Origin of the sequence: Aeromonas mytilicola subsp. aquatica (genome assembly GCF_044336385.1) — a bacterium.
GTDB lineage: Bacteria > Pseudomonadota > Gammaproteobacteria > Enterobacterales > Aeromonadaceae > Aeromonas > Aeromonas rivipollensis.
On record NZ_CP172298.1, the window covers coordinates 649,013 to 674,198 of the forward strand.

General features: G+C 63.9%; 22 protein-coding genes. 13 read left to right on the forward strand and 9 right to left on the reverse strand.

The window, feature by feature from the left end:
- Positions 1 to 199 precede the first annotated feature (199 nt).
- Entirely contained in the window at positions 200 to 1,585 is a 1,386-nt protein-coding gene (gene argH, locus ACFWHB_RS03255; RefSeq protein WP_395949449.1) for an argininosuccinate lyase, read from the forward strand.
- A 109-nt stretch (positions 1,586 to 1,694) separates the two neighbouring features.
- On the opposite strand, the gene ACFWHB_RS03260 is transcribed toward argH, so the two are convergent.
- Complete coding sequence (locus tag ACFWHB_RS03260; RefSeq protein WP_395949450.1) at positions 1,695 to 2,585, reverse strand: LysR substrate-binding domain-containing protein; 891 nt, start codon at positions 2,583 to 2,585, stop codon at positions 1,695 to 1,697.
- Between the two features lie 96 nt (positions 2,586 to 2,681).
- On the opposite strand from ACFWHB_RS03260, the gene ACFWHB_RS03265 reads away from it, so the two are divergent.
- The 4 genes from ACFWHB_RS03265 to ACFWHB_RS03280 all read left to right on the forward strand — a co-directional run bounded on the left by ACFWHB_RS03265 (position 2,682) and on the right by ACFWHB_RS03280 (position 4,708).
- Complete coding sequence (locus ACFWHB_RS03265) at positions 2,682 to 3,008, forward strand: carboxymuconolactone decarboxylase family protein (protein ID WP_234676740.1); 327 nt, start codon at positions 2,682 to 2,684, stop codon at positions 3,006 to 3,008.
- Entirely contained in the window at positions 2,999 to 3,391 is a 393-nt protein-coding gene (locus tag ACFWHB_RS03270; RefSeq protein ID WP_395949452.1) for a tautomerase family protein, read from the forward strand. Before ACFWHB_RS03265 ends, ACFWHB_RS03270 begins: the two co-directional genes overlap by 10 nt.
- Positions 3,388 to 3,915, forward strand: a complete 528-nt coding sequence (locus tag ACFWHB_RS03275) for a DUF4865 family protein (protein ID WP_395949453.1) — start codon at positions 3,388 to 3,390, stop codon at positions 3,913 to 3,915. The genes ACFWHB_RS03270 and ACFWHB_RS03275 overlap by 4 nt, the downstream gene beginning before the upstream one ends.
- A gap of 142 nt (positions 3,916 to 4,057) precedes the next feature.
- Positions 4,058 to 4,708 (forward strand): FMN-binding negative transcriptional regulator, encoded by a 651-nt coding sequence (locus ACFWHB_RS03280; RefSeq protein ID WP_368170549.1) that lies wholly within the window; start codon positions 4,058 to 4,060, stop codon positions 4,706 to 4,708.
- Positions 4,709 to 4,857: 149 nt separating this feature from the next.
- Here ACFWHB_RS03280 and ACFWHB_RS03285 read toward each other — a convergent pair whose 3' ends face one another.
- Positions 4,858 to 5,070, reverse strand: a complete 213-nt coding sequence (locus tag ACFWHB_RS03285; RefSeq protein WP_395949454.1) for a hypothetical protein — start codon at positions 5,068 to 5,070, stop codon at positions 4,858 to 4,860.
- A 196-nt stretch (positions 5,071 to 5,266) separates the two neighbouring features.
- Here ACFWHB_RS03285 and ACFWHB_RS03290 point away from each other — a divergent pair, with 196 nt between their 5' ends.
- The 4 genes from ACFWHB_RS03290 (at position 5,267) to ptsG (ending at position 10,206) form a co-directional block, all read left to right on the forward strand.
- Positions 5,267 to 5,971 (forward strand): response regulator, encoded by a 705-nt coding sequence (locus ACFWHB_RS03290; RefSeq protein ID WP_005891778.1) that lies wholly within the window; start codon positions 5,267 to 5,269, stop codon positions 5,969 to 5,971.
- Positions 5,961 to 7,403, forward strand: coding sequence for a sensor histidine kinase (locus ACFWHB_RS03295; protein WP_139745264.1), 1,443 nt, complete (start codon positions 5,961 to 5,963; stop codon positions 7,401 to 7,403). The genes ACFWHB_RS03290 and ACFWHB_RS03295 overlap by 11 nt, the downstream gene beginning before the upstream one ends.
- The gene (locus ACFWHB_RS03300; protein ID WP_171276863.1) at positions 7,396 to 8,643 is read left to right on the forward strand and encodes an ABC transporter substrate-binding protein; all 1,248 of its coding nucleotides are present in this window, start codon (positions 7,396 to 7,398) and stop codon (positions 8,641 to 8,643) included. Before ACFWHB_RS03295 ends, ACFWHB_RS03300 begins: the two co-directional genes overlap by 8 nt.
- 108 nt (positions 8,644 to 8,751) lie before the next feature.
- Positions 8,752 to 10,206 (forward strand): glucose-specific PTS transporter subunit IIBC, encoded by a 1,455-nt coding sequence (ptsG, locus tag ACFWHB_RS03305; protein ID WP_395949455.1) that lies wholly within the window; start codon positions 8,752 to 8,754, stop codon positions 10,204 to 10,206.
- Positions 10,207 to 10,340: 134 nt separating this feature from the next.
- On the opposite strand, the gene ACFWHB_RS03310 is transcribed toward ptsG, so the two are convergent.
- The 3 genes from ACFWHB_RS03310 to ACFWHB_RS03320 all read right to left on the reverse strand — a co-directional run bounded on the left by ACFWHB_RS03310 (position 10,341) and on the right by ACFWHB_RS03320 (position 12,605).
- Complete coding sequence (locus ACFWHB_RS03310) at positions 10,341 to 10,679, reverse strand: DUF1294 domain-containing protein (RefSeq protein ID WP_106885790.1); 339 nt, start codon at positions 10,677 to 10,679, stop codon at positions 10,341 to 10,343.
- Positions 10,676 to 11,266, reverse strand: coding sequence for a sugar O-acetyltransferase (locus tag ACFWHB_RS03315; RefSeq protein ID WP_289985962.1), 591 nt, complete (start codon positions 11,264 to 11,266; stop codon positions 10,676 to 10,678). The genes ACFWHB_RS03310 and ACFWHB_RS03315 overlap by 4 nt, the downstream gene beginning before the upstream one ends.
- A gap of 79 nt (positions 11,267 to 11,345) precedes the next feature.
- On the reverse strand, positions 11,346 to 12,605 hold the full coding sequence (locus tag ACFWHB_RS03320) for an MgtC/SapB family protein (RefSeq protein ID WP_163137637.1): 1,260 nt from the start codon (positions 12,603 to 12,605) through the stop codon (positions 11,346 to 11,348).
- A gap of 183 nt (positions 12,606 to 12,788) precedes the next feature.
- Between ACFWHB_RS03320 and ACFWHB_RS03325 the strand changes: the two genes are divergently transcribed.
- The 3 genes from ACFWHB_RS03325 (at position 12,789) to ACFWHB_RS03335 (ending at position 18,112) form a co-directional block, all read left to right on the forward strand.
- Entirely contained in the window at positions 12,789 to 14,936 is a 2,148-nt protein-coding gene (locus tag ACFWHB_RS03325; protein ID WP_395949456.1) for a prolyl oligopeptidase family serine peptidase, read from the forward strand.
- A 149-nt stretch (positions 14,937 to 15,085) separates the two neighbouring features.
- Positions 15,086 to 17,233 carry an AsmA family protein gene (locus ACFWHB_RS03330; RefSeq protein ID WP_395949457.1) on the forward strand — a complete coding sequence of 716 codons (2,148 nt, stop codon included), beginning with the start codon at positions 15,086 to 15,088 and terminating at the stop codon, positions 17,231 to 17,233.
- Positions 17,234 to 17,377: 144 nt separating this feature from the next.
- Positions 17,378 to 18,112, forward strand: a complete 735-nt coding sequence (locus ACFWHB_RS03335) for an SDR family oxidoreductase (RefSeq protein ID WP_395949458.1) — start codon at positions 17,378 to 17,380, stop codon at positions 18,110 to 18,112.
- Between the two features lie 50 nt (positions 18,113 to 18,162).
- Here ACFWHB_RS03335 and ACFWHB_RS03340 read toward each other — a convergent pair whose 3' ends face one another.
- The 4 genes from ACFWHB_RS03340 to ACFWHB_RS03355 all read right to left on the reverse strand — a co-directional run bounded on the left by ACFWHB_RS03340 (position 18,163) and on the right by ACFWHB_RS03355 (position 24,328).
- Positions 18,163 to 19,257 (reverse strand): type I restriction endonuclease, encoded by a 1,095-nt coding sequence (locus tag ACFWHB_RS03340; protein ID WP_168235816.1) that lies wholly within the window; start codon positions 19,255 to 19,257, stop codon positions 18,163 to 18,165.
- A gap of 273 nt (positions 19,258 to 19,530) precedes the next feature.
- Complete coding sequence (glnE, locus tag ACFWHB_RS03345) at positions 19,531 to 22,425, reverse strand: bifunctional [glutamate--ammonia ligase]-adenylyl-L-tyrosine phosphorylase/[glutamate--ammonia-ligase] adenylyltransferase (RefSeq protein WP_289976500.1); 2,895 nt, start codon at positions 22,423 to 22,425, stop codon at positions 19,531 to 19,533.
- 138 nt (positions 22,426 to 22,563) lie between these two features.
- A complete protein-coding gene (locus ACFWHB_RS03350) occupies positions 22,564 to 23,004 on the reverse strand; it encodes a GNAT family N-acetyltransferase (protein ID WP_111910494.1) in 441 nt (146 codons plus the stop codon).
- A gap of 73 nt (positions 23,005 to 23,077) precedes the next feature.
- Positions 23,078 to 24,328: a methyl-accepting chemotaxis protein gene (locus ACFWHB_RS03355; protein WP_139746196.1), complete on the reverse strand. Its 1,251-nt coding sequence runs from the start codon at positions 24,326 to 24,328 to the stop codon at positions 23,078 to 23,080.
- A 32-nt stretch (positions 24,329 to 24,360) separates the two neighbouring features.
- Between ACFWHB_RS03355 and ACFWHB_RS03360 the strand changes: the two genes are divergently transcribed.
- Entirely contained in the window at positions 24,361 to 25,182 is an 822-nt protein-coding gene (locus tag ACFWHB_RS03360; protein WP_106885805.1) for a potassium channel family protein, read from the forward strand.
- The last annotated feature ends 4 nt before the right edge of the window (positions 25,183 to 25,186 follow it).

A 25,186-nucleotide genomic window follows, 5' to 3' on the forward strand; every position in this document is an offset into this window, starting at 1 on the left:
TGACCCGTTGATACCGGTGAGGGGGCTTTGCCCCCTCCTTTATAAACGGCGCGTTGTACCTTCGCTCAGCACGGGGGAGGGCGATGAGAGCGGCTGCGCCTTGGCCGCTTCTGTGAGATAACAGGCTCGCAGAAAAACAGGGCACGATTTCAGGCTCGGGGGCCAAAGCGCCGCCGACAACGCATTCAAGGAGAGCAGTATGGCACTTTGGGGTGGACGCTTCAGTCAGGGAGCCGATAGCCGGTTCAAGCAGTTCAACGATTCGCTGCGGTTCGATTACCGGCTGGCGGAGCAGGATATTCAGGGCTCCATGGCCTGGGCCAAGGCGCTGGTGAAGGTGGGCGTATTGACCAGCGATGAGCAAGGCAAACTGCAGCAGGCGATGGAGGTGCTGCTGGCCTCGGTGCAGCAGGATCCCCAGCAAATCCTGAGTTCGGATGCCGAAGACATCCACTCCTGGGTCGAGGGCAAGCTCATCGATGCCGTCGGCACCCTGGGCAAGAAGCTGCACACCGGCCGCTCACGCAACGATCAGGTCGCCACCGACCTGAAGCTCTGGTGCAAGGCCCAGGGTGAGCTGCTGCTCGGCTCCATCACGGCGCTGCAACAGGGGCTGGTCGCTTCCGCCCGTGCCAACCAGGCCGCGGTGCTGCCGGGTTACACCCACCTGCAGCGCGCCCAACCGGTCACCTTCGCCCACTGGGCGCTGGCCTATGTGGAGATGCTGGAGCGGGATCACTCCCGTCTGCAGGATGCCCTGAAGCGCCTCGACACCAGCCCGCTCGGCTGTGGCGCCCTGGCGGGTACGGCGTATGCCATCGATCGGGAAGCGCTGGCGCTCGACATGGGCTTCAGTGGCGCCACCCGCAACAGCCTGGATTCGGTCTCCGATCGGGATCACGTGGTGGAGCTGATGCACGTGGCGTCCCTCTCCATGACCCACCTTTCTCGTTTTGCGGAAGATCTTATCTTCTACAACACCGGCGAGGCGGGCTTCGTGGAACTCTCCGATGCGGTCACTTCCGGCTCGTCGCTGATGCCCCAGAAGAAGAACCCGGACGCCCTCGAACTGATCCGTGGCAAGACAGGCCGGGTGGTCGGCGCCCAGATGGGTATGCTGATGAGCCTGAAGGCGCTGCCGCTGGCTTACAACAAGGACATGCAGGAAGACAAGGAAGGGCTGTTTGATGCCCTCGACACCTGGCACGACTGCCTCGACATGGCGGCCCTGGTGCTGATCGATCTGAAAGTGAACGGCGAGCGCACCAAGGCGGCGGCCCAGGGCGGCTATGCCAACGCCACCGAGCTGGCGGACTATCTGGTGGCCAAGGGGATCCCCTTCCGCGAGGCGCACCATATCGTCGGTGAGACTGTGGTCTACGCGATCCAGGTGAAGAAGCCGCTGGAGGAGCTCTCTTTGCCTGAGTTCCAGCGTTTCAGCCCTGTGGTGGGGGAGGATGTCTATCCGAACCTGGAGCTGGAAGCCACCCTGGCCAAGCGGGTCGCCAAGGGCGGCGTCGCCCGCGAGCTGGTGGATGCGGCCCTCGGTGCCGCCGAACAGTGGCTGGCCAAGCGGGCTGGCTGATCCGCGAGGAGTGCCATCGCAATGGAAAGTAAAGCGGCAACCTCGGGGTTGCCGTTTTTTTATGTGCCCTATTGTGCGGGCAAGTCTGCGGCTATGTCAGCGAGGGTCCTCAGCCCTTGCTGGCACTGGCCTGATGCACGGCATCGGTGAGCAGGGTCTGCAACTGGTGCTCGGCCTCATTGGGTTCATTGCCGGCCCTCAGCAGGGCGATCCCCAGGGTGCCCGGTGACGGCAGCACATCGGTCAAGGGGGATAGGGTGGCCGGCATGCCTAGGGTGGAGCGCACCGTGAGCCCGAGCCCTGCCTGCAAGGCCGCCCAGATACCCGCCAGACTCTGGCTGGTGAAGGCGATGCGCCAGGGGATCCCGGCCTCGTCGAGGGCCCGGGTGGCCCGTGATCGCATCAGGCAGGGGGCATCGAAGACCACCAGGGGCAGAGGCTCCCCCCGAGCCAGCCGAGGGGTGAGCTCCCAGTCCGGGTGCGCAATCCATTGCAGTGGCACCAGGTCGATGAGCCGGGCATCCATCCCCTCATCTTGTGGCTGCCAGGTCAGGGCAATGTCGAGGCTGCCCTCCCTGATCCCTTTCGTCAGCGGCCCATTGCGATCGATGCGGGTCGTCATGCGCAGCCCAGGGTGCAGGCGACAGAAGGGCCCCAGCACAGCCGGCAGCAAAGACTCGCCAAAGTCCTCCTGTACTCCCAACCTGATCTCTCCTTGCAGCAACTCCCCCTTGAGGGCGCGCATGGCCTCGTCATTGAGATCCAGCAGCCGTTTCCCATACCCCAGCAGCAGTTCGCCCTGGGGGGTCGGGACCAGGTGGCGCCCGCTGCGAGCGACCAGCGCCGTGCCGCATTGCTGCTCGAGTTTTTTCAACTGGGCGCTGACTGCCGAGGTGGAACGACACAGCCGCTGCGCCGCCAGCGCAAAGTTGCCGCACTCCATGCCGACGACATAGCTGCGCAGGGCATCGAGATCCAGGTTCAGGGGAAGGGGCGTCATAATTGTCCTGATAATCGGGATTATTGGTCTTTGATATTTCGATTTTCTAAATTGTAGCAGTGGGAGAGAGTGGCTTCACCATCCAAGGAGATTGCCATGACCCACCCTGTTCTTGATCGTGACGACCTGGCGCTGGTGGCACCGAGACTGTCCCAGTTGGCACAAGAGACGCTGTTTGGCGATATCTGGCAGCGGCCCGCCCTGTCAGCCCGCGAGCGCAGTCTGATCACCCTGGCCATACTGGCGTCGCTGGGCCGGGTGCAACAGCTGCCCTGGCACATAGCGTTCGCCCAGCAAAATGGCCTGACACGGGATCAGCTGGAGGAGTTGTTCACCCATCTCGCCTTCTACGCCGGCTTGCCCGCCGCTGTCACCGCCGTGAGCCTGCTGCCTGCCCGCGAGGAGGCCAACCCATGCCGCTGACCCGTATCACGGTGCGCGAGGGGATGAGTGACGCGCGCCTGCAACAGCTCTCCGATCTCTATCACCAGACCCTGGTGGAGGTGTTTGATGTGCCGCAGGAGGACAAGTTCCAGATCCTGGAGGCCTTGCCGGCCAGGGCCCTCGTCTATCACCCCCACTACCAGACCGGCCGCCGGGACGGCGACTTCATCCTGTTCCAGATCCTGGCGGGAAAGCCCCGCAGCACTGTGGTCAAGCAGCGGCTCTATGAGCGGCTCGCCGAGCGCCTGCATGCGGACTTGGGCATCCATCCCGACAACCTCATGGTGGTGATCCAGCTGAACGGCTGCGAGGAGTGGAGCTTCGGACGGGGTCTGATGTTTCGGCAGGAGGTGGCCATATGATCGCCATGCACTACAGATTCACCCTGCCGGCGGACTACGACATGGGGCTCATCGAGGCACGGATTGCCAGCAATGGCGCCAGACTCGACGGCTTCCCCGGCTTGCTGTTCAAGGCCTATCTCTATGGCCGCCATGACGAGGCCGCGCTGCCATACCGGGAGAATCGCTATGCCCCCTTCTATGTGTGGCAAAGCGCCGAGGCGATGCGCAGCTTCATTGTCAGCGATGGCTTTGCGGCGCTCACCAGGCAGTTTGGCTGGCCCCATATCGAGACCTGGCAGCTGCTGTCAGCCCCGCAGATGGAGGATCTCGAGCAGGCCAGGGTGGCCATCTTGCGGCGTACTCCCATTGCCCCCTATTCCAGCCTGGCCGAGCTGCGCACCGGGGCCATGCTGAGCGGATGGGACCTCTCCCGCTGGCAGTGGCTGGAGGTGGATCTCCTGGCGTCGCTCCCACAGGCGATACCGGCAGGGGCCGATGCCTATCGCATCGGTTATCTGGCCAAAGGGAGCCCTTTGCCCTGAACGGGTGACAGCGGATATCCGGTGGCGGCCAAGGCTTTCTTCGGTGGCGCTCGGCAGGCAAACTCGAGATGATGCTTTCCCGCCATGGGATCATCTCGACGGGTTTAGTACGGACATACCACCACGGATATAAGGAGCCTGCATGTATCTGCCACCCCATTTCGCCGCCACAGATCCCGCCTCTTTGCATCGGCTGATGCGCGCTCATCCCCTGGGGGCCCTGGTCACCCAGGGCGAGCAGGGGCTGGATGCCAATCACCTGCCGTTCGAGTTCGATGCCGATGAGGGGGAGCATGGGATCTTGCGGGCCCATGTGGCGCGCAACAATCCGCTCTGGCAGGAGGTGAAGGAAGGGCAGGAGGTGCTGGTGATCTTCAGGGCCGTCGAGGGCTATATCTCCCCCAGCTGGTATCCGAGCAAGCAGGCGCACCACAAACAGGTGCCCACCTGGAACTATGCCGTGGTGCATGCCCACGGCCGCATCCGGGTGCGGGACGATGCCCGCTTCGTGCGCCGGTTGCTGGCGGGCCTGACGCGGGTACATGAGGCCGCCGAGCCCGCTCCCTGGAAGATGGCGGATGCACCGAGAGACTATATCGAGGCCATGGTGCAGGCTGTGGTGGGCATAGAGATCGAGATCCATCAGTTGGTCGGCAAGTTCAAGCTGAGTCAGAACAAGGAGAAAGAAGACAGGGAGGGCGCCATCCAGGGGGCCCGTGAGCGGGGCGGGGAGGCGTTGGCCAATGCCATGCAAGGAAGCATGCAAGAGGCCATGCCGCCTGCAGCAGACTAGCCGCCCCGGAGTCCGGGGTTCGAGTGAATAAAAGAAACGGCAACCTTGGTTGCCGTTTCTTTTATTCCTGCTCCCGCCCCTGCTGCATTGGCTTTTCGTCAGGGGGCTGTGCGGGGCGCCGGTCTCCTGCTAGTTGCCCGGCGGCATCCCTATAGCTCGTCGAAAGGACGGCGCTTCTCCTGCTCCAGCACTATGGCCTCCAGGTTGGCGACCCGCTCCTGCAAGTCCCTGATGATGAGATCCTGCTTGCCGAGACGGTCGGTGATGCGGGCATCCCCCAGCTGGTAGCGGGCGCGTTTGCCAAGATAGCCGAACAGCACGCTGATAAAGACGATCAGGACTATGCCTGTCCACAGACTCATATTGCCTCCCTGTCATCTGCTCCCCGTCGGGGTGAGTAGAGCCATTTTGTCACCCTGGGGGAACCTTGCCCAGTGACCGGTCGGGGTGACGGCGATTTGTAAGCATCTGGTTACAAAAAGCCCGCCAATTGCCTCGACCCTGGCGCGCCTGTGCTGGTAACTTAGGGCCGATCTTCGTAGCCAGATTGATAATGCCATGGACAGTAAAGTCATTCTCATCGTCGATGACAGCCAGGCGCTGACCGATACCCTCACCGAGTATCTGGGCCGTGCGGGCTTCGAGGTGCGCACCGCCTGCGATGGCGAGGCCATGTGGCAGCAGGTGCGCCAGGGCATGCCGGATCTGGTGATCCTGGACGTGATGCTGCCGGGGGATGACGGCTTCACCCTCTGTTCCCAGCTGCGCCGCCTCTCCAACGTGCCCATCATGATGCTGACCGCCGTGACCGAGGATGCCGATCGCATCGCCGGGCTCGAGATAGGGGCGGATGATTACCTCACCAAGAGTTTCAATCCCCGCGAGCTGCTGGCCCGGATCAAGGCACTGCTGCGGCGCAGTCGCCTCACCCAGCAGGCGGCGACCGCCAGGCGCATCAGCTTCGGCCCCTGGACCCTGGACAGCGTGACCCGCCAGCTCTCCCGGGCGGGGGAGGCGCCGCGCCAGCTGTCGGGGGCCGACTACACCCTGCTCGGCCTCTTCATTCGCCACCCCAACGAGTTGCTCAGCCGGGATCTCATCTCCCAGGAGATCTGGGGGAGGGAGAGCGATCCCTTCGAGCGGGGCATAGACGTGCAAGTCTCCCGGCTGCGTCAGGCCCTGGATGACAAGGATCGCACCCTGATCATGACGGTGCGCAACAAGGGTTACATGCTGGCGACCGAGACCGTCTATGAGGCCTAACCGGGGCTGGGGGCCCCGCTCCCTGGCCAGTCGTACCAGTCTGTTTCTGCTGTGCGTCATACTGGCGGCCGAACTGTGCGCCGGTTTTTTCTGGTATCGCCACAGCAACCAGGCACAGGAGCAGGGCTTGATCAGCACTGTGCGCAGCATGGCCCTGAGCGCCTCCTCCACCATCGCCTTCTTTCGCAAGCTGCCCCAGGATTATCGTCATCTGGTGCTGGAGCAGTTACGCAACATGGGGGGCACCCGCTTCTTCGTCTCCCTCAACAACCACCCGCTGCCGGTGACCCCCATCTCGGGATCGCAGCGCCGGGCGCAGATGGTGGGTGAAGTGGAGCGGGTGCTGCAACAGGAGCTGGGGAGGGAGGTGACCACCCGGGTCGATTTCACCAGTCGCGCCGAGCTGCGGGTATTCAACACAGAAATCCCCATCGACGATCTGCCCCTGAACTGGGCTCACTACAGCCTGGCCCTGGGTGAGCTCAATCCGCCGATCCTGGTGATCCAGATTGCCGTCGCGCCCGGCGCCTGGTTCTATCTTGCGGCGGCTCTACCCGCCCCTTACGAGAGCCTGGATCCCCGTTTCTTCACCCCGAGCCAGCTGGGTTTCATGCTGGGGTCGGCGCTGATCATCCTGATCGCCACCTGGTGGGTGGTGCGCAAGGAGATAAGGCCCATCCGCAACCTGGCGCGGGCTGCCACCCTGCTCGACAGCAAGCGCGAGGTGCCCGAGGTGCAGGAGGAGGGGAGCAGCGAGACCCGGGCTGCCATCCATGCCTTCAACAAGATGCAGCGACGCATCCGCAGCCATCTGCACGAGCGGGACCTGCTGTTCAGCGCCATGTCCCATGATCTCAAGACCCCGCTGGCCTGTCTCAAGCTGCGCACCGAGATGCTGGCAGACCCAGTGGAGCAGAGCAAGTTTGCCGCCCACCTGGACGAGATGGAACTGATGGTGAAGGGGGCCCTGCAGTGCATGAAAGAGACCCACATTCACGAGGAGATAGAGGCGCTGGATCTGATGCAGATCTTGCGCCGCTGCGGCGAGCTCCATAACCACGATGAGCTGAGGATGACGCTGCAAGGGCCCCCCAGCCTGATGCTGGTCGGCAAGCCGCTGGCCATCAAGCGCTGTCTGCAAAACATCATAGATAACGGCATCAAGTACGGAGAGCGCCTGCGGGTGCAAGTGACGCACCAGGGGGACAAGGTGAGGATCGCGTTCAGCGACCAGGGGCCGGGCATCAGTCCGGCGCTGATGGAGCGGGTATTTGATCCCTACTTTCGAGTCGCGTCGACCAAGGCCCTGCCCGGCAGCGGACTCGGCCTCACCATAGCCCGCCACATCGCCCGTATCCACGGCGGCGACATTCATCTTCATAATCATCAACCCCATGGTCTGACCCTGGTACTGGAGCTCAACCTTGACTAATTCCCTGCGTGCCCTGGCCTGGTTGCTGGCCTTGCCGCTCCATGACGCCCTGGCCGGCGAGGTGGAGATGTTGCACTGGTGGACTTCCCCAGGGGAGCAGGCCGCCTTCGCCGTGGTGACGACCCAGTTGCAAGGGGCTGGAGTGGATCTCAAGGATGCCGCCATCCTCGGCGGCGGGGGCAACAGCGCCATGGAGGTGCTGCAGGCCAGAGCCATCGCGGGCAATCCCCCGGCCCTGGCTCAGCTGGAGGGGCAGGCCATCGCCTCCTGGACTCTGCTCGGCTTCATCCAGCCCCAGGACGAGGTGGCGGGTGAGCAGGAGTGGGATCGGCAACTGTTGGGGGTGGCCCCCAGGGTCAACAAGATAGGGGGGCACTACATGGGGATCCCGGTCAACGTGCATCGTCTCAACTGGATGTGGGTCAACCGCGCCCTGCTGGCCCGCCTCGACATGGATCCCCCCACCGACTGGCCCGGCTTTCTCGATGCGGTGCGAGCCCTCAGGGCCAAGGGCATCAAACCGCTGGCGCTCGGCAACGACCCCTGGCAGGTGGCCCTGCTGTTCGAGAGCCTGGCGCTGGGGATGGGGGGCAAGGAGTATTACCAGAAGGCCTTCGTCGAGCTGGATCCGGTGGCGCTCGGCAGCGACACCAGTCGTCAGATCCTGGACCGCTTTCGCGAGCTGAGCGAGCTGGTGCTGCCCACCCTGAGCGGCCAGAGCTGGGATCAGGCCACCGCCGATCTCGCCGAGGGCAGGGCGGCCTTCCAGTTGATGGGGGACTGGGTGCTGGGGGATCTGCTGGCCCGTGGCGTGGCCGTGCCCGAGCAGGTGCAATGCCTGCCAGCCCCTGGCACCCAGGGGCTCTATGTCTACAACATGGACAGCTTCGTGATGTTCAACGCCAACCTGCCCAAAGATCATCTGACCATTGCCCGGGCCCTGGCGAGCCCGGATTTTCAGCTCGCCTTCAACCGGGCCAAGGGGTCTATCCCGGTGCGCAGGGAGCTATCCTTGGCTGACTTCAACCCCTGCGCCCAGCTGTCGCGCATCGACTATGACAGGGCGGAGGCCGCGGGCAACCTGATGCCGAGCGTGGCGGACTCCATGGCCCTGCATCCCCTCTATCAGAAGGCGGTGGAGAGCGAGCTCTATCGCTTCTTCAATCAGCCCGATCTCGACAGGGAGGGAGTGATCCGCCGCCTCGGCGCCGTGGCGCGCAGCGCCTCCTCCAAGGGATGAGGCATCCCCTTTGTAAGCGTTTGATTACAATCCCATAGCCTATTGATACTCATGGCTGGCGCCGACCCTATACCCTGTTCTGGACAACCATCAAAGAGGAATTGAGACATGTCCGGATCATTTTTTTCCCAGGCGCAGCGGGTCGGGCGCAGCCTGATGCTCCCCGTGGCGACCCTGCCTGCCGCCGGTTTGATGCTGGGGATAGGCAACTTCGGTGCCCAGGGGCACCTCTTCCTGCCCCCCTCCTTCTGGAGCGTGCTCATGGTGTCGGGGGACTGGATCTTCGGCAACATGCCGCTGCTGTTTCTGATCGGCATCGCCATCGGCCTTGCCCGCAACAACGACGGCACCGCCGCCCTGGCCGCCGTGGTGGGCTTCATCACCATGAATGCGGCCCTCGGCAAGACGGTGGTGTTGCGCGGCCTGGAGACCAACACAGAGGTGCTGAGCATTCCGACCCTCAACATGGGGATCCTCGGCAGCATCTTGATGGGATCCCTGGCGGCCTACTTCTTCAATCGCTTCCACACCCTGAAGTTGCCCGAATACCTGGGCTTCTTCGCCGGCAAGCGTTTCGTGCCCATCATCACCGGCTTTAGCGGCATCTTCCTCGGGGTCATGCTCGGCTTCATCTGGCCCGTGGTGGGCAGCGCCATCTTCGAGTTCACCGCCTACCTGGGCACCTTGAACAAGTCGGTCACCTTCGGCCTCTATGGCCTGGTGGAACGCGCCCTGATCCCGACCGGCCTGCACCATATCTGGAATGCCTTCTTCTTCAACGAGCTGGGCAGCTGGACCAATCCCCAGACCGGGGAGGTGGTGACCGGGGAGCTGGTGCGCTTCTTCAAGGGAGACCCCAGTGCCGGTGGTCTGGCCGGTGGTTACATGTACTCCATGTGGGCTCTGCCTGCCGCAGCTTTGGCGATCTATCGCTGCGCCAGCCCGGAGAAACGCAAGCTGGTGGGGGGGCTGATGCTGTCTGCGGCCTTCACCTCCTGGTTGACCGGGATCACCGAACCGGTGGAGTTCGCCTTCCTGTTCGTGGCTCCCATGCTCTATGTGATCCACACCCTGCTGACCGGGGTGGCCTTCGCGCTGACCAACTATTTGGGGATAGTGCACAGCACCGACTTCGCCCATGGCACCTTGCAGTTCTTCCTCTACCTGAACCTGCCCCAGACCCACAACACCTGGTGGTTCCTGATCATTGGGCCGCTCTGGGCGCTGCTCTATTTCAGCCTGTTCAGCTTCCTCATCCGCAAATTCGACCTCAAGACCCCGGGGCGGGAGAGCCAGCCGCTGCAGGCGGTGGACATCAAGGAGCAAGACGAGTTGGCGCTGGATCTGGTCGAGGCCATGGGCGGGGCGGCGAACATAGTTCATCTGGATGCCTGCATCACCCGGCTGCGGGTCAGCCTGCATGACATCAAGCTGGCGGATATTCCGCGCATCAAGGCCCTTGGCGCCATCGACGTACTGGTGGTGGGCAACAACCTGCAGGCCATCTTCGGCACTCGATCCGACAACATCAAGACCGAGATGTCGGCGGCGCTGGCGGTGTGAACGCGGAAACCGCGCCGACCCTGTCAGGGCCGAGAGGCTCGGGCGGTCGGCGGGTGTTGATGCATTCGCAATGACGAGAGGGCCCAACCCTATGGTTGGGCCCTATCTGTGTTTACCGTGCGAGGAAAAGGGGGTCAGGCCTGCCAGAGCGGCCGGCTGACCCAGAGCCCCCACAGGCTGAGGTGCAGCAGCACGATAAACCAGAACACCAGGCGGTAGCTCCCCTTCTGGGTCTTGTGGCGCAGCCAGTGGCGGGCCACCAGGGCGCCGGGCCAGCCGCCGAGCAGCTCCAGCAGATGAAGGCGGGATTCCGGGACGCGCCAGCCGCCGCGAATGGCCTGGCGCTTGTCGTGGGCGTAGGCCAGCACTGTAAGCAGGCTCATGGTGGTGACCAGGGCCAGCGGCCACCAGTTGGCCCCCTCAATGCCGAGCCAGGCGGTACCGATCAGGGGCAGCAGGGCCAGGGCCATCATGACAGCAGTGCCGGATCCCGGGGCTCGTCCGGGCTGAGGGTGCGGATCACCCGGGCCGGGTTGCCCACCGCCAGTGAGTCCGCCGGTATGTCCCGGGTCACCACGGCGCCTGCGCCTATGATGGAGCGCGGCCCTATGGTGACGCCGGGACAGATGATGGCGCCGCCGCCAATCCAGCAGTCATCGCCGATGCGCACCGGCTTGTTGTAGGCGGTCCAGTTGCGGCGCTCCAGATGGTCCATGGTGTGGGTGGCGGTGTAGATCTGCACGTTGGGGGCCAGCAGCACATGGCTGCCGATGTGCACCTCGCCCACGTCCAGTATGGTGACGTTGAAGTTGAAGAAGGTCTTCTCCCCCAGATGGATGTTGCGGCCAAATTCGCAGATGAAGGGGGAGCTTATCCAGCAGGAGTCGGGGCAGTGGCCGAACAGCTCGGCGCACAGGCTCTGGCGCCCCTGGTGATCCCCCGCCGGTGTGGCGTTGAGTCTCGCCAGCAGTGCCTGGCCGCGAATGCGGTCGTTCGCTATCTCCTCGCTCTGGCTGTTCAGGGCGCCTCCCGCCAGTACCTTGTCCCAGTCGCTTGCCATGCTCACCTCCTCTCATGTGCCAAGAGGCGCCAGTATACGTGACGGGCAGGGCGGCGTCAGGGGATCCCTGATGACCAGGTCAGCCCAGCCAGAGGAGGGGCAGGATCAGCAGCACTGAGAGGAGGTAGGGCAGCATGACCCTCAGCCCCAGGCGGCGGCCGCCGATCACCAGCGCCAGCAGCCCCTTCACCAGGGAGTTGACCAGCCCGGCCAGCAGAATGGCCCGGGCCGCCACCTCCAGGGCCAGCTCCTTGTGGGAGAGCTGGGAGAGAGACAAGGTGATGGCGTCCACGTCCGTGATGCCGGAGACCAGTGCCAGCAGATAGACCCCGGAGTTGCCCACCTTGCTCTGCAGCAGTGTGGCCATGAAGCCGATCAGCGCCAGCAGCAGGCCGAACTTGATGGCGGTGGCGAGATCCAGCGGATTGCGGGTTTCGGGCTGCACCGGGTTGTCGGTCATTTCCTCGCGCTGGCGCCAGAACCAGAAGGCGAAGCCATAGACGATGGCCGCCAGCAGCAGCAGGGGGAGGGCCAGGCGCATGGCCAGCTCGTTGTGAATGAGCAGCACCAGCACCAGCAGTCGCAACCACATGGTGGCGCCCGCCAGCAGTATGCCGGTGGCCAGCAGCCGCTCCAGCCCGGGCTGCTCCTTGTTGAGGCGGGCAAACTGCAAGGTGAGGGCGGTGGAGGAGGCGAGCCCCGCCAGCATGCTGGTGAGCACCAGGCCGGCGCGGGTGCCGAGCAGGCGCACCGCGAAGTGGCCCGAGAAGGAGATGCCGGCGATCACCACCACCATCAGCCAGATCTTGAAGGGGTTGAAGGCGTTGAGGGGGCCCATCTCGACGTCGGGCAGCACCGGCAGCAGCACCAGAGAGATGAGCAGGAAGCGCAGGGTGGCGTGAAATTCCGTCTCGCTCAAAAACAGCATGCCCTGCTGGATCTGGCCCTTGAGCCCCATCAAGAGCGCCGCCAGCACGGCGCAGGCCACCGCCTCGCTCGGGCTCTGCAGCACAGACATCAGCCCCAGCAGGTAGGTGAGCACCATGGCCACCGAACTGGTGAGGCCAAACTCCCCCTGCCAGCGCTGGGCCAGCCAGACCGAGAGGCCGCAGCCAGCCACCACAGCCAGCAGGCCGAGCAGGGCCAACCAGGATCCCAGGGTTGGCAGCAGCAGGGCGCAGACGCCGCCGAGCAGGCCGATGAGACCATAGGTCCGCATCCCGGCGATGCGCTGGTTGTCCCCCAGCTGGCGCACCTGCCAGCCCCGCTCCAGTCCTATGATGAGCCCTATGGCCAGTGATACCAGGGCGCCGTAGACGGGCTCCGCCTCGATCCACATGGGGTTCTCCTCTCATTGCTCTCCCTGTCAGGATGGCACAGACGGTGCGCCAGCAGGGGGAGCTGGCTCACAGAGCGGGCGCAGGCTTTGGCTACACAGGCGAGGGGCCCCCCTAGGGGGTTGGGCCACCTGGCACTCTTTGCTAACCTGCCCGTTTCACCCAAACCGCAGGGAGCCGCCTCGATGCGAGCCATTGTCAGCCTGCTGGCCCTGTCACTGCTGAGTGGCTGCAGCGGCCAGCCAACCAAAGAGGATGCCATGTCAGGGAAAGCGCGCCTTCACTACCCCGCCACCCGCCAGAGCGAGCAGGTGGATCACTACTTCGGCCAGGCCGTGGCCGATCCCTATCGCTGGCTGGAGGACGATCGCAGCCCCGAGACCGAGGCCTGGGTCAGGGCCCAGAACGCTGTGACCCAGGAATACCTCGCCCGCATTCCGTATCGCGCCGCCATCAAGGAGAAGCTGGCCTCTTCCTGGAACTACGCCAAGGAGGGGGCGCCGTTTCGCGAGGGGCGCTACCACTACTTCTTCAAGAACGACGGCCTGCAGAACCAGAATGTGCTGTGGCGCCAGCTGCCGGGCAAGCAGGCGGAGGTGTTCCTCGATCCCAACCGCTTGAGCCCCGATGGCACCACGGCGCTTGATCAGCTGAGCTTCTCCCGGGATGGCAAGCTGCTGGCCTACTCCTTGTCCCTGGCCGGCAGCGACTGGCGCGAGATCCACCTGATGGACGTGGAGAGCAAAGAGCCGCTGGAGGCCCCCCTCAAGGACGTGAAATTCAGCGGCATCAGCTGGCTCGGCAACGAGGGCTTCTTCTACTCGAGCTACGACAAGCCAGATGGCAGCGAGCTGTCGGCCAAGACAGATCAGCACAAGCTCTATTTCCACCGGCTCGGCACGGCGCAGCAGGAGGACCGCCTGGTGTTCGGCGCCATCCCGGCCCAGCAGCACCGCTACGTGGGGGCCAGCGTTACCGAGGATGACCGCTTCCTGCTCATCTCGGCGGCGAACTCCACCTCGGGCAACCGCCTCTATGTGAAGGATCTGGGCCAGGAGAACGCGCCGCTGCTGACGGTGCAGGGAGATCTGGAGGCGGACGTGAGCCTGGTGGACAACAAGGGCGGCACGCTTTACCTGCTGACCAACCGTGATGCCCCCAACCGCCGTCTGGTGAGGGTGGAGGCCGACAACCCGGGCCCCGAGCACTGGCGCGACCTTATCCCCGAGCGCCAGCAGGTGCTGAGGGTGCACAGCGGCAGCGGCTACCTGTTCGCCGAGTACATGGTGGACGCCACCGCCCGGGTCGAGCAGTTCGACTACGAAGGCAAGCTTGTGCGCGAGGTGGCGCTGCCGGGGCTCGGCAGCGTCAGCGGTTTTGGCGGCAAGCAGGATGATCCCGCCCTCTACTTCGGCTTCGAGAACTATGCCCAGCCGCCCACCCTCTACCGGTTCGAGCCAAAGAGCGGGGCCATCAGCCTCTATCGTGCCTCGGCGGCGCCGTTCAAACCTGCGGATTACGTCTGTGAGCAGCGCTTCTACCGGAGCAAGGACGGCACTCGGGTGCCGCTCATCATCAGCTACCGCAAGGGGCTCAAACTCGATGGCAGCAACCCTACCATCCTCTACGGCTATGGCGGCTTCGACGTGAGCCTGACCCCGAGCTTCAGCGTCTCGGTGGCCAACTGGCTGGATCTGGGGGGTGTCTATGCGGTGGCCAACCTGCGGGGGGGCGGCGAGTACGGCCAGGCCTGGCACCTGGCGGGCACCAGGATGAACAAGCAGAACGTGTTCGACGACTTCATCGCGGCGGCCGAGTACATTAAGGCCGAGGGCTACACCCGCACCGACCGGCTGGCGATCCGCGGTGGCTCCAACGGCGGCCTGCTGGTGGGGGCCGTCATGACCCAGCGTCCGGATCTGGTGCGGGTCGCCCTGCCGGCTGTGGGGGTGCTCGACATGCTGCGCTACCACAGCTTCACCGCCGGGGCGGGCTGGGCCTACGACTATGGCACCAGCACCGACAACGAGGCCATGTTCGACTACCTGAAGGGCTACTCGCCCCTGCACAATGTGCGGCCTGGGGTCCGCTATCCCTCGACCCTGGTGACCACGGCGGATCACGACGATCGGGTGGTACCGGCCCACTCCTTCAAGTTCGCCGCCACCCTGCAGGCCGACGACGCAGGCCCGCATCCCCAGCTCATCCGCATCGAGACCAATGCCGGGCACGGGGCGGGCACGCCTGTGGCCAAGCTGATCGAGCAGAGCGCGGATATCTATGCCTTCACCTTGTACGAGATGGGCTACCGGCAACTGCCGACCATCCAGTGAGACCAGGGCCCTGCGGGGCCCTTTTTTGTGGTGGGGCAGGCGGGCGCGACCATCCCTGTCTCGCCATTTGCCCGTTTTGGGGCCTGTACAGCCTGCGCCGCGCCCCCGGTGGTATAGTCAGCCACAGGATCTGCATTGAGGAGTTCATCGTGAAAAAGATCATCTACATACTGCTGGGGTTGGCGCTGGCGGCCGTGGTGGCCATCGCCGCCCTGGGGTCGCTGATTGACCCCAATCAATTCAAGCCACAGCTGGCGGAGCAGGTGCGCAAGAGCACGGGCCGCGAGCTGGTGATGGAAGGGGATATCGGCTGGCGCTTCTGGCCGAGCCTCGGCCTCTCTCTCGAGAAGGTGCAACTTCGCAACCCCGCCGGCTTTGCCGAGCCTGACCTGCTCCGCTTCACGCAGGGTGACGCCTCTGTGGCCCTGCTGCCGCTGCTCTCCCACCGGCTGGAGATTGGCAAGGTGACCCTCAGTGGCGCCCATCTCTTCATCCAGACCAAGGCCGACGGCAGCTCCAACCTGAACGGTCTGGTCAAGACAGCCACCGCCGACAAGGGCGATGGCGCTCAATCCCCTGCCGGTGATAGCCAGCCCGCCGTCACCGAAGAAAAACCCTGGCAGATCAGCCTGCAAGGGGTGGCACTTGTCGAGGCCAGCGCCCTGGTGCGGGACGATCGCAGCGGCGCCGTCTCCCGTCTCGACAGGCTGGATCTGGATCTGGGTCAGCTGATCCCGGGTGAGTGGGTGCCGGTGACCCTGGCCGCCAAGGGGGCGCAGGGGGAGAGGGCCTTTGATCTCAAGGGACAGGCCCAGCTCAAGCTGGCTCGAGAGGTCAAGGCCAGCGAGCTCAAGGATCTGACCCTGGGCGGCAGCCTGAGCGAGCCGGCACAGCGGCTCGATGCCTTCTCCCTCAAGGCTGACCGGCTGGCGCTGGGGCAGTGGAGCAGCCTCGCTCTGAGCCTGAGCGGCGCACAGGGGGCGGCGGACCAGCCGACCCTGGCGGGCACCCTGGAGGGAACCCTCAAGGCGCGGCTCGACAAGGATCTGCAACTGCTGGAGGTCTCGGATGCGGTGCTGAGCGCCAACCTGAAGGGGGAGGCCCTGCCGCGCCCGCAGATGAACCTCAAGCTCGCGGGCTTTGCCCGTGCCGAGCTGGACAAGCAGACCGTCACCCTCAGCAACCTGGTGATGGGGGCCGATGACGCCCTGCTGAGCGGCAGCGGTGCCGTCCACCTGGGGGCCGTGCCCAAAGTGGAGTTCGACCTCAAGGGGGAGAAACTCGATCTCGACGCCTGGCTCGGTCAGGCTGCACCGGTCAAGACGGCTGCTGCGCCCGCCGCACCGGCGAAAGGGGGAGACAAGGGGGCCGCCCCCGCCGCCAAGGCGCTCTCCACCATAGAGCCCGATCTCGCCGCCCTCAAACGAATGGACCTGGCCGGCCGGCTGCAACTGGGCAGCCTGCGGCTGAAGGGGTTGGATCTCGGCACCGTGGATCTGCAGCTCGCCCTGGCGGGGGGCCAGCTCAGCCTCAAGCAGTTCAGCGCCGCAGTGGCAGGCGGTCAGGTGACGGCGAGCGGCGTGCTCGACGCCCGCCAGCAACCCGCCCGCTATCAGGTGCACAAGCGGATACAAGGGGTGGATGTGCGGCCCCTGTTGCAGACCCTGGCCCAGAACGATCGACTGGAAGGCAAGGGGGATCTCGAGGTGCAGGTGCAGGGCACAGGCTTGTCCGAGCAGGCCCTGCGCAGCCAGATGCAGGGCAAGCTGAGCCTCAGGCTGAGCGACGGCGCCCTGCACGGCATCAACCTGGCTGAGATGATCCGCGAGGCGCGGGCCGCCCTGACCGGCAAGGGGGCGGATCAGGTCAAGGAGGCGCGCAAGACCGACTTCAGCGCCCTGACCGCCAACTTCCAGGTCGCCAATGGCGTGGCTCGCAGCGACGACATCCAGCTGCTCGCGCCCGCCCTGCGGGTGAAGGGCCAGGGCCAGAGTGCCCTGGTGCCCGAGACCCTCGACTTCCTGTTCCTCACCTCTGTGGTGGAGAGCAGCAAGGGCCAGGGGGGCAAGAGCGTGGACGAGCTCAAGGACGTCACCATACCGGTGCGCATCGGCGGCCACTGGCAGGCCCCGAGCTACCGGCTCGACGTGAAGGAGCTGCTCGGCAACAACAAGGTGCTGGAGGAGAAGGCCCGCAAGGAGGCCGAGCGCGGCCTCAAGAAATTGCTGGGAGACAAGGCCGACGACGAGCAGATCAAGGGGGTGGCGGATCAGCTGCTCAAGGGGTTGTTCAAATAACCCTGGCCCCGCGTCTTATCGCCACAAAGAGCCCGCCCAGTGCGGGCTCTTTGTTGCCGAACATAGCGCTATGGGGCCAGGCGTTGGCCCCGAGGATGGGGTAATATCCGGGTCGAGACGAGAGACAAGGAACAGGGAGCGTCCATGAACAAGCAGGTGCTGATCACAGGTGGCAGCAGGGGGATAGGGGCGGCGACGGCCCGCTATCTGGCGGGGCAGGGGTATCACCTCTGCCTCAACTATCGTCATGACAGGGCCAGTGCCGAGGCGCTGGTGGCCGAGATCCGGGCCCGCCATCCGGTCTCCTGCATAGCGGTGCAGGCGGATGTCAGCGTGGAGACCGAGGTGGTGCGCCTGTTCGAGGAGATGGACGCGCGGCTCGGGGTGATCACCCATCTGGTGAACAACGCAGGCATACTCCAGCCCCAGATGAAGGTGCTGGAGATGAGCGCCGAGCGCATCAACAAGACCCTGACCACCAATGTGACCGGCTACTTCCTCTGCTGCCGGGAGGCGGTACGCCGCATGGTGCCGGGTTGCGCCATCGTCAACGTCTCCTCCGCCGCCGCCCGGCTCGGTTCGGCGGGGGAGTACGTGGACTACGCCGCCTCCAAGGGGGCCATCGACGTGCTGACCAGGGGCCTGTCCCTGGAGGTGGCGGCCCAGGGGATCCGGGTCAACGGGGTGCGCCCGGGCTTTATCTATACCGAGATGCACGCCGATGGCGGCGAGCCCGGTCGGGTGGACAGGATCAAGGGCAATATTCCGCTGCAACGGGGCGGCCAGCCGGTGGAGGTGGCCGCCGCCATCGCCTGGCTGCTGTCGGACCAAGCCTCCTATGCCACAGGCACCTTTATCGATCTGGCCGGGGGACGCTAGGGGTTTTTCTGGAGGGAAAAGGGGGAGGCGTCGCTCCCCCTGGATCAGGGTTATTCGTAGACAGCTGTTGCAGTCAGCAACTGATCGGCAAAGGTAAATATCTCATCAACGGAGCCAATAGGATGTCGGGTTTCTTTCTTGTCGGCATCAAATAAACCAAGATATTTCTGCTTCGAATTGAAATGTAATCGGCACAGAGGCTTGCGGTTATTGTCGTCGAGCAAGATACCAAAATAACTCTGGGTATCCCTTGCCGCTATCCTGGTTACATCAAACCGCTGCCTCAGGATGGCTTTGACGACGTTGAAGCCTTCAACCTCTTCAATGCTGGTGTCTATCTTCGATTTTTCTTCATTATTACTCTCAACCTCATTGCTATCGTTTGAGCCACTACTGTCAAAGGCGGGCTGAATTGTTGAGGCATTGACAGTGCTACCTATCGCCGATTTCAATCTGGCATTGATGCTGTCATTGAGGAACTGGCTGAGGGCTTTCTTGGTTATGTCGGTAAAAGACTGTTTCACTCGTGCAGTAAGGACGCCGTCATAAATACGGGATGCAAAGAATTTCACAAAGTCTTCTTCTGGCGAGCCAAATTGCTCGGCAAGCAATTTCTTGATCTGACTGAGATATTTCAGTTCTCCCGCCGCGTCGACCACGGATTCTACATCAAAGGCAGTCTTGGTCAGCTTCAGTACCTCGGGTACTACATGCTCATCGATATCCTCCAGATCCAGCGTCAGAAATGGCTTTTCATCCATCTTGTTCGGGGCATCAAGGTCGGTATAGAACTCGTATTGAGCACCATTGGTCAGTATGCCGATACGGGCATTGGTGACGGAAAAATACCTGAACAGTTGTCCTGAATGTTTGGCAGAGAGTTTCTCACTGTATTTCTTACACTCCACCAATATTTGCACCTGACCATCCTTGAGAATGGCGTAGTCAACCTTTTCGCCTTTCTTGATGCCCGTGTCTGCGGTGAACTCGGGGATGACTTCAGTGGGGTCGAACACATCATAACCGAGTACGCGGTTGAGAAATGGCATGACAAAGGCGTTCTTTGTTGCCTCTTCGGTTGCGATCATGGATGACTGCTGAGTGATCTTTTTGGCTAGGCTCTGTAGCTGTTCTGAAAAATCCATTATTTCCTCTCTGCATCGACGCATTGTGTTGGTACTGTTCAGTAGGGGTTGGATGCTTCTCTCTGGATTAACGGTATGCCTGTGACCCAGATACCCATATCTCTGACCATATTCAGCAAAGCGCCATACGATGCCAAGATGTGAATGCCTGAAACAGGATCCAGCTCACCGCTATTGAGCTGTATATGAAATAAATCGAGGGGTTCTGTTCGAGCGGGCCTTAATACAACAAGGGGCGCCGTGGCGCCCCTTGTTGCTGATGCGGCGAGAGTCTTACTCCCCCAGCAGTTGTTGCCAGACCGCCAGCACATGGCCCCGCTCGGTCAGCAGCTGATCGTCCCCCACCTTGCGGGAGATCTCCGAGAGGTTGAGACGATGGCCCTGGTTGCGGATCTCCAGATAGGCGTGTTTCAGCCCCTCCGCCTGCTCCAGGGTCAATACCCCCGCCATCACGCACTCGTCGAAGATGCGCACGTTGTCCGACCAGCGGGTCAGGGCCTCAGGCTCGCCACAGGCGTGGGCCAGCACCAGGTACTGGGCGATGAACTCTATGTCCACCATGCCGCCCGGGGACTGCTTGAGATCGAACTCCCCCTCGCCCGCCTTGAGCAGGTGATCCCGCATCTTGTGGCGCATCTCGCGCACCTCGCGGGCCAGGGTAGGGAGGTCGCGCTCCTTGGCCAGCACGGCGCGGCGGATGCGGGCAAAGTCGGCGATGACACCCTCGTCCCCATAGATGGGGCGGGCCCGCACCAGGGCCTGATGCTCCCAGGTCCAGGCCTCGTGCTGCTGATACTGCTCATAGGCGGCGAGAGAGGAGACCAGCAGGCCGGCGTCGCCGGAGGGGCGCAGCCGCATGTCGATCTCGTAGAGGATCCCGGACGGAGTGCGGGTGCTGAACAGGTGCAGGATCCGCTGGGCCAGGCGCAGGTAGAACTGGCGGCTGTCGATGGGCTTGCGCCCGTCGGTGTAGCCGTTGGGGTCACCGCCGTGCAGGAAGACGAGATCGAGATCCGAGCCGTAGCCCAGCTCTATGCCGCCCAGCTTGCCATAGGCCACCACGGCGAAGCCGCGCTGGCCGCTCAGTGCTACCTCGGGGGGCACCCCGTAGCGCTCGCTCATCTGGGCCCAGGCCTGATTGACCACCTCTTCGGTGATGGCTTCCGCCAGCCAGGTGAGGTGGTCGCTCACCTTCATCAGCGGCAGGGCGCCGGCGATGTCGGCGGCGACTATGCGCAGCAGCTGTACCTGCTTGAACTGGCGCAGCGCCTCCATCTGCTGCTCCACGTCCTCTTCGGGGATGCGCAACAGGAACTGGCGCAGCTGGGGCTTGTACTGATCCAGCGGGGTGGGGTGGTAGAGGTGCTGGGGATCCAGCAGCTCGTCCAGCAAGATGGGGTAGCGGGCGAGCTGCTCGCTCACCAGGTTGCTCTCGTCGCACAGGCGCACCAGCTGGCGCAGGGCGGCGGGGTTCTCCGCCAGCAGCTGCAGGTAGGCGCTGCGGGTGAAGATGCGGGTCAGCAGGGTGCAGACCCGCTCGAACAGGCGGGCGGGCTCACGGCTCGCCACCACCAGTCGCAGCAGCTCAGGCATCAGCCAGTCCAGGGCGATGCGCCCCTGGGGCCCCACCTGACGGCGTTTGTACTCCTCCTTGAAGCGCAGCAGGGCGGCGCAGAGGGGAGCCGGATCGCTAACTCCCTGTGTAGTGAGCAGTTTCTCCAGCTCGGCGGCATCGAGCTCGGTGCGCCAGAGATCGAGCCAGAGCTGCTCCAGGTGGGCGGGGGCCTCCTTCTCTTCCCCCACCACGGCGACGAACTCCTGATGGACTACGGCCATCTCCTCGTCGAGGTGCGTCATGAAGCGCTCCCAGTCGGCGAAGCCGGTGGCGGCGATCAGTCGCTGGCGATCCCGCTCCTCGGTGGGCAGGGTCTGGGTCTGCTGATCCCCTATCTCCTGCAATATGTTCTCGACCCGGCGCAGGAAGCGATAAGCCTGGAGCAAGCGCGCGCAGCGCTCCTCATCGAGGGCGCCGCTTTGGGCTATGGCTGCCAGCGCTTCGGGCAGGTGGCGCACCCGCAGGGCGGGCTCGCGGCCGCCACGGATGAGCTGTAGCGCCTGGGCGATGAACTCCACCTCGCGGATGCCGCCGGCCCCCAGCTTGATGTTGCCCTCCAGCCCCTTGCGGCGTACCTCGGCGGCTATCATCGCCTTCATCTGGCGCAGGCCGTCGATGACGCCAAAGTCGATGTAGCGGCGGAACACGAAGGGGCGCAGCAACTCGGTGAGGGCCTGGGCGTGCTCGCACTGGGGCCCCAGCACCCGCGCCTTGACCATGGCGTAGCGCTCCCAGTTGCGGCCATGGTGCTGGTAGTAATCCTCCATGGCGGCGAAGGAGATGGCGAGCGGCCCCGCCTCGCCGAAGGGGCGCAGCCGCATGTCGACTCTGAACACCTGACCATCCTGAGTGGGCTGGTGCAGGGCGTTGATCAGGCGCTGGCCCAGCTTGATGAAGAACTGCTGGTTGGCGAGTTCGCGCCGCCCGCCGACCGTGTAGCCGTTGTCGGGGAAGGTGAAGATAAGGTCGATGTCCGAGGAGAAGTTCAGCTCGCCGCCCCCCAGCTTGCCCATGCCGAGGATGAGCAGAGGCTGAGGGTCGCCGTTGCCGTCCATGGGGGTGCCAAGCTCGGCGCACTGTCTGGCGTAGAGCCAGTCCCGGGCACCGCAGATCAGCGCGTCCGCGAGCCTGGTGAGATGGATGAAACTCTCTTCCACCTGGGCCTGACCCAGCAGCTCGCGCCAGGCGATCACCAGCATGCGGCTGCGTCTGAACTGGCGCAGCACCCGCTTGAGCGCTTCCTCGTCATTGACCTCGACCAGTAGCGCAGCCAGATCGCCCTGGTAGGCGGGCCAGCGCTCGGACAGCGCCAGATCCCCGGAGGACAGGGTCTGCGCCAGCAGCTCGGGCTGCTTGATGAGGGAGTCGGCGACGAAATCCGAGAGGCCAAACAGGGTCAGCAGGGTCTGCTGCTCCAGCGCGGGCAAATCACCATAGTCGGGGGTCAGCGCCAGCAGCCGTTGCCACTGGCGCCCGGCCTGATCCTGCAGCAGGGGTGACAGAGTGGAGAGGGATGCCGGAGATGGGGGAAGAGAAGAGGAATGCTGGGCCACGGTTGCCGTCCTTGTGATTAACGGGTCTGCAGAGGGAATGAAAACACCGGCAGCCAATCTAGCATTGTCCCGCGCCTGCGTCACAGCCCGGGAGAGAGAAGCATGAGCCGGCGGGGAAAATGGGCCGCCGGCGCAGGCTCAGGGGCGCTGATAGATCTCGGGGTCGTATTTTTCCATCAGGCTGCCAGGGGCGCGGGGCGGCGCGAAGCCAAAACCGGCATAGAGTCCCTGAGCATCCGAGGTGGCCAGCATGAGGCGGCGCAGCCCCTGCAAGGCGGGATGGGCCAGGATGGCGGCCATCAGGGCCTTGCTGTGGCCCTGGCCGCGATGGGCGGGCAGCACGAATACATCGGAGAGATAGCCGAAGGTGGCTTTGTCTGTGATGACCCGGGCGAAGGCCACCTGCTGGCCGTCGACATAGCCGCCGAAGCACAGCGAATGATTGATGGCCCGCTGCACTGTGGAGAGGGGAATGCCGAGGCTCCAGTAGGCCTCCTCGGACAGGAAATGGTGAATGAGGGGGACATCGAGCCGTCCCTTGTCGTCGCTGATCTCCAGTGGGGATTGGGTGTGCTGCATCCTGGCTCCTTGCCGTGACATGAGATGAAAAAAGGCCCCTCGCGGGGCCTTCCAGTTTACTCAATTCACGACCTCAGGCCAGCTTGAAGGCCTGGATATGGGTATCCAGGGTCTGGCTGTGGTGCTCCACCAGTTCGGAGGCATCTTTCAGCTCCCGCAGCACCACCACGGATCCTTCCACCACCTGCTTGACCTGCTCCAGGTTGGCGTTCATCTCTTCGGCCACCGAGCTCTGCTGCTCGGAGGCGGCGGCGATCTGGCGATTCATGTCGGCCACCCCCTGTACCCGCTGCACTATGGTGGCGAGCTGGGTGCCGGCCTGGGTCACCTGCTCGACCCCCTTGTCCGCCTGCTGCACGCTCTCGGCCATCAGGCCGACGGCCTGGCGGGCATTGCCCTGCAGCAGCTCGATCATCTTCTGGATCTCGACGGTGGCGGCCTGAGCCCGGTTCGCCAGTTCGCGCACCTCTGAGGCGACCACGGCGAAGCCGCGTCCCGCCTCGCCCGCGCGGGCGGCCTCGATGGCGGCGTTCAGGGCCAGCAGGTTGGTCTGCTCCGAGATGCTGCGGATGGTGTCTACCACGGAGCCGATGCGATCGACCCCGTGCTCCACCTCGTTGACCACGGCGGAGGAGCGCTGGATGTTGCCGGAGAGGGTGTCTATGGTGCTGACGGTGGCGGCCACGCAGCGACTCCCCTCCTCGGCCAGGGCGCTGGCGTCGGCGGTGGCGTGGGAGGCTTGCTCCGCATGGTTGGCCACCTCGCGAATGGCACCCACCATCTGGCTCATGGCGCTGGCGAGCTGTTCTATCTGGGTGAACTCTTCGTTGATCGCCTCGTTGGCTTCATCCATGCACAGAGTCACCTGGGAGGCTATGTCGTTGAGCTCCTTGCAGGCGGCGCGCTGGGTGCCGAACACCTCCTTGAGGTTCTCCTGGGAGTGGGCGACCGCCTTGGCGATGTCACCGAACTCGTCCCGGGACTTGAGCAGCACGCTGTGGCTGAGATCCTTGCGGGCGAAGCGCTCCAGCAGACCCACCAGGTAATGCACCTGCTTGACCATGAGGCGGGAGCCGGTCAGCAGCAGCACCACGAAGACGATCCCCATCAGCGCCGTCTCCATCAGACCGGTCCAGAGCAGGCGATCGGCAATGGCATTGGCCTTGGCGGCGTCTATGCCCTCGCCGAGCAGGGTGGCTTCCAGGTTGCTGGCATCGAACCAGAGCTTGGCCAGCAAGAGCAGCGTGCTGAACACCATGAGCAGCACCACCTTGGGCACCAGTCGGATGTTGCTCATTCGCCTCTCCAGCGAGTTTAACTGCATAACCTTTCTCCTTCTTAATGGCCATTTTTCCTTTGTCCTCAGGACTATCGGCATTATCTTCCGTTTTATTAATTCGCACTGTGCCTAAAGTAGGAAAATGTATGCGACATCACTCTTCTGGCCTGAGATCCATGGATCTGCTGATGGCGTTTCTGTCGGTGATCTCCGTTTGTCTGGTCTGCGCCCGCTGGTGGGGTCACCGCGAGTGGAGCCCGCAGACCCTGCAACTCTTCTATGACGTCGACAGCCTGATCTGCTATTTCTTCCTCGCCCACTTCGCCTACGGCTGGGTGAGGGCCCCCGATCGCATGGCCTTCTTCAAGGCCAACTGGTTCTATCTGCCGGGCAGCCTGCCCATGGTGGAGCAACTGCGCTGGGCGCGGCTGATCCAGCTGTGGCGGGTCTATCAGCTGCTGCGAGACAGGCCGGACCTGCTGGTCATGTTTCGCCGGGAGCGCAACGAGACCACCTTGTCCGGCATCCTCTTCCTCTTCTTCCTGCTGCTGGGGGTGGGCTCGGGCGTCATGTACTGGCTGGAGACGGGCCAGCCAGGGAGCCTGATCCAGACGCCCTACGATGCCTTCTGGTGGACGCTTGTGACGCTGTCTACCGTGGGCTACGGGGATCTGGTGCCCAGGACGGAGGAGGGGCGCTTCGTCGCCAGCCTGCTCATCCTGTTTGGTGTGGGTCTGTTCGGTGCCCTCAGCGGTTTCATGGCCAGCCTGTTCGTGCATCCCGGCAAGACCAACGACGACACCACCCTATGGCGGCGTCAGCAGAGCGAGCAGCAGGCGCAACTGCTGCAGGAGCTGAAGGCCCTGCGCGCCGAGGTGAAGGCATTGCAACAGAAGTAGCCTG

Excerpts from the sequence above, each read along its gene's own strand:
- argH (WP_395949449.1), top strand. The coding sequence starts at position 200 with ATGGCACTTTGGGGTGGACGCTTCAGTCAGGGAGCCGATAGCCGGTTC.
- ACFWHB_RS03260 (WP_395949450.1), bottom strand. The coding sequence starts at position 2,585 with ATGACGCCCCTTCCCCTGAACCTGGATCTCGATGCCCTGCGCAGCTAT.
- ACFWHB_RS03265 (WP_234676740.1), top strand. The coding sequence starts at position 2,682 with ATGACCCACCCTGTTCTTGATCGTGACGACCTGGCGCTGGTGGCACCG.
- ACFWHB_RS03270 (WP_395949452.1), top strand. The coding sequence starts at position 2,999 with ATGCCGCTGACCCGTATCACGGTGCGCGAGGGGATGAGTGACGCGCGC.
- ACFWHB_RS03275 (WP_395949453.1), top strand. The coding sequence starts at position 3,388 with ATGATCGCCATGCACTACAGATTCACCCTGCCGGCGGACTACGACATG.
- ACFWHB_RS03280 (WP_368170549.1), top strand. The coding sequence starts at position 4,058 with ATGTATCTGCCACCCCATTTCGCCGCCACAGATCCCGCCTCTTTGCAT.
- ACFWHB_RS03285 (WP_395949454.1), bottom strand. The coding sequence starts at position 5,070 with ATGAGTCTGTGGACAGGCATAGTCCTGATCGTCTTTATCAGCGTGCTG.
- ACFWHB_RS03290 (WP_005891778.1), top strand. The coding sequence starts at position 5,267 with ATGGACAGTAAAGTCATTCTCATCGTCGATGACAGCCAGGCGCTGACC.
- ACFWHB_RS03295 (WP_139745264.1), top strand. The coding sequence starts at position 5,961 with ATGAGGCCTAACCGGGGCTGGGGGCCCCGCTCCCTGGCCAGTCGTACC.
- ptsG (WP_395949455.1), top strand. The coding sequence starts at position 8,752 with ATGTCCGGATCATTTTTTTCCCAGGCGCAGCGGGTCGGGCGCAGCCTG.
- ACFWHB_RS03310 (WP_106885790.1), bottom strand. The coding sequence starts at position 10,679 with ATGATGGCCCTGGCCCTGCTGCCCCTGATCGGTACCGCCTGGCTCGGC.
- ACFWHB_RS03315 (WP_289985962.1), bottom strand. The coding sequence starts at position 11,266 with ATGGCAAGCGACTGGGACAAGGTACTGGCGGGAGGCGCCCTGAACAGC.
- ACFWHB_RS03320 (WP_163137637.1), bottom strand. The coding sequence starts at position 12,605 with ATGTGGATCGAGGCGGAGCCCGTCTACGGCGCCCTGGTATCACTGGCC.
- ACFWHB_RS03325 (WP_395949456.1), top strand. The coding sequence starts at position 12,789 with ATGCGAGCCATTGTCAGCCTGCTGGCCCTGTCACTGCTGAGTGGCTGC.
- ACFWHB_RS03335 (WP_395949458.1), top strand. The coding sequence starts at position 17,378 with ATGAACAAGCAGGTGCTGATCACAGGTGGCAGCAGGGGGATAGGGGCG.
- ACFWHB_RS03340 (WP_168235816.1), bottom strand. The coding sequence starts at position 19,257 with ATGGATTTTTCAGAACAGCTACAGAGCCTAGCCAAAAAGATCACTCAG.
- ACFWHB_RS03350 (WP_111910494.1), bottom strand. The coding sequence starts at position 23,004 with ATGCAGCACACCCAATCCCCACTGGAGATCAGCGACGACAAGGGACGG.
- ACFWHB_RS03355 (WP_139746196.1), bottom strand. The coding sequence starts at position 24,328 with ATGCAGTTAAACTCGCTGGAGAGGCGAATGAGCAACATCCGACTGGTG.